General features: G+C 37.0%; 3 protein-coding genes. All 3 read left to right on the plus strand.

Translation table 11 applies throughout. From position 1 onward, the window contains the following. The first annotated feature begins 534 nt into the window (after positions 1–534). The 3 genes from J7K40_06620 (at position 535) to J7K40_06630 (ending at position 2,174) form a co-directional block, all read left to right on the plus strand. Positions 535–675, plus strand: coding sequence for a hypothetical protein (locus J7K40_06620; protein ID MCD6162069.1), 141 nt, complete (start codon positions 535–537; stop codon positions 673–675). A 62-nt stretch (positions 676–737) separates the two neighbouring features. Beyond that, positions 738–1,652: a M23 family metallopeptidase gene (locus J7K40_06625; protein ID MCD6162070.1), complete on the plus strand. Its 915-nt coding sequence runs from the start codon at positions 738–740 to the stop codon at positions 1,650–1,652. Between the two features lie 78 nt (positions 1,653–1,730). Beyond that, on the plus strand, positions 1,731–2,174 hold the full coding sequence (locus tag J7K40_06630; protein MCD6162071.1) for a DUF523 domain-containing protein: 444 nt from the start codon (positions 1,731–1,733) through the stop codon (positions 2,172–2,174). Positions 2,175–2,981: the final 807 nt, after the last annotated feature.

Below are 2,981 nucleotides of genomic sequence, written 5' to 3' on the forward strand. Positions count from 1 at the left end.
AGAGATTGGTCATGCCGATACCTCCTGCCTGCCGGCGCCCGCCTGTCGGCGGACAGGCATGAAATATTATGCAAAGCAAAAAGTAGAATAGCGATGTTTGCTGGAGTTTTCCAATGTCTTGTTGTTCTATGGGTTGCGAATCAAGCAAGTTTCGCTTGTTGGATAATATTTAAAGAATTCTATGAAAAAGGCCGGACAGTAGTGTATCATAAAGTAGTTTTATTCCATGATTAATGCTGGCTATATAAGTATTGAATCAATCCCTTTTATATAGGGGAAATCCCATAATTATTGTTAATTTTAGAACTTAAGCAGACAGTTTAGAGTTTTAATAAATGTATTGAGGTTCAACGTGATATGGCAGCGCTCCTCTGTTTTGAAACATTGAAACATTAACCGGAATAGATGTTGCATTTTGGACTGGAGGTTCTAATGAAATCTTAAAAACTTTAAGCAGAAACGGATTTTGCCGATAGAATTTATAGAGTTATTTGACAATGTAAGTTTTTTCGGAAAATCCGGAGAGGAGCCGTAATGGCTAAAAAACCTAAACCGGAATATAAAATGCCCGAAAAAACGTGTTGGCATCTATACAGCTTACAGGCTTTAAATGCGGAGAAATTTATTAAGGTTGTGGCAAAGATACTGAAACGTGAGCACTTATTAATAAAATAACCTTGACAATCTGACTTGCTTGTAATAAATTTGCCCAGCTATTTTTACAGGAGGAGTAGTAGATGTCGCGAGCTGAATTTTCGGTAATTATCGTGCCTGATGATACAGGCAAGGTAATTGAAAAAAGAATTTCTAAATGGAAAGTTAAGGTTTTATTAGTTGCTTTGTGTGTTTTCTTTATATGCTCAGCCTTTTTTGCCTATGGATATATAAAATCTGATATCGACCAATATAGATTGGTTTCATTGGAAGATGAAAACCAATATCTTGAATCCGAACTTGCAAATGTTCGAGAATCCGTAGAATTAATGAAGGGGCAAATTGCTAATGTTATCCGGAAAGATGATAATATTAGATTATCTTTTGATCTTCCTATAATCGATCCATCTATTCGCGAGGTTGGTATCGGCGGACCTGATTTCAGTTCTGTCGAGTTTAATTCTCCAGCCGCAAAAAATCTTTCTTTACTTGAAAAAGATATAAACAAAATTTCCAGGCAAATCGATTTTGAAAATGTTTCATTTGATGATGTATACGAAAAGATTAAAGGCAAAAAAGATGTTCTCGACCATACTCCATCTATTATGCCCACTAATGGTTACATAACATCCGGTATGGGTGTTCGCAAAGATCCTTTTACCGGTTTATTAACTATGCATAAAGGCATTGATATTGGCGCTCGCAAGGGAACTCATGTTTATGCCCCGGCTGATGGCGTTATTCTCAAGTGCGGCTGGGATAAGGGAATGGGAAATTTCATTATTATCGATCACGGCTACAATTTAAAAACCTATTACGGACACCTTGAAATAATTAAAGTCCGAAACGGACAACATGTTAATAGAATGGATTTGATTGGCAATATAGGCTCTACGGGCAGGTCAACCGGCCCTCACCTTCATTATGAGGTTAGAAAATATGGCCGCCCAATCAACCCAAAAGATTTCTTTGTAAAATCTATTATTTTTAAATCATAATAGAATCATAAATAACTAACTGCAAAGCCCCGACAATTTCGGGGCTTTTTTTAGGTAAAGCTACTAATTGGAAATAATATGACAGCGATTATAACAAATGCCCTGATTTCAGCCTGTCTGGTTGGTTTGCGATGTCGGTATGATGGCAGAACAAAAACGCTGCCAAATCTGGCTGAATACGAAAATAAATATAACCTAACGCCCGTTTGCCCCGAAATCGAGGGCGGCCTTGATGTGCCCCGCCCCAAGTCGTGGATTGAAAATGGTTCGGGGAAAGATGTTTTGGATGGGAATACAATTGTTGTTAATGAAAATGGCCAAGATGTTTCGCTTAGTTATCTTGATGGCGCTAAGAAGGTTTTGGAATTAGCAAGGAGTAAAGATGCCAGGGTGGCTATCCTTAAATCTAAAAGCCCCGCCTGCGGCTGCGGACAGGTATATAATGCAGACAAACTCGTAAATGGTAATGGTGTAACCGCCGAATTATTGATGAGTCATGGAATCAAGGTTATTGCGGTTTGAGTTATGCTTATAATCAACGACATTCCAATTAGAAAATTTTAATCAATAATTCAACTAAAAAATCCGGGTATAAAAAAGTTGGAACTATTTATAATCGCAATCATATAAGAGTATGTAAGCAAGATAAGATAAGCATTTAAAAGTTTCTGAATGGAAACCAGGAACTAATTGCAGCAAGCAACTCTCCAACATCTCAGTACTCTTGACCGCATCACAACAAAAGTGATGCGGTTTAATAATTTAAGACTTTGCCAAAATTAGCTCGAATTATTTATAAAACCCATTTTGTCAATAGAAGTCAGTTTTTAATCTATGGATAATAATATGGAATAAACAATTAAGAATATAGGGTGTTTTTACGCTGTTAAAAGTTGCTTTGTATTGCCGGAAGTTACTTCCGACAATTCTGGTAATACTTGTACAGTTGGTATAAAAATATTGAATACACAGGAACTAAATTCAACGTTTGCATGTATAACATATTAATGGAATAAATGAAGAACCTTAAATAATTGCAGTAAAGCTGTAAGACAAAAGAAGACAGTAGCAATTTAAACACCTCACCATCAACTCAGCTAATGCCGTACTATTCGAGAGGATAGTGCGGTTTTAGTTAGTATTATAATCCTTTAATAATCGTCTATTATCTGACGGCTGATAATATTATAAGCATGACAATAATTGAAATCTATATTTCACTACTGTCCGGCCTTTTGTCCGCCTTAGGTGAATGCTATAGTGATGTCATTCTCACACTGCCCGCGTCATTCCCACACTGCCCGCGTCATTCCCACACTGCCCGCGTCA

The organism is Candidatus Zixiibacteriota bacterium (assembly GCA_021159005.1).
Lineage (GTDB): Bacteria > Zixibacteria > MSB-5A5 > UBA10806 > 4484-95 > JAGGSN01.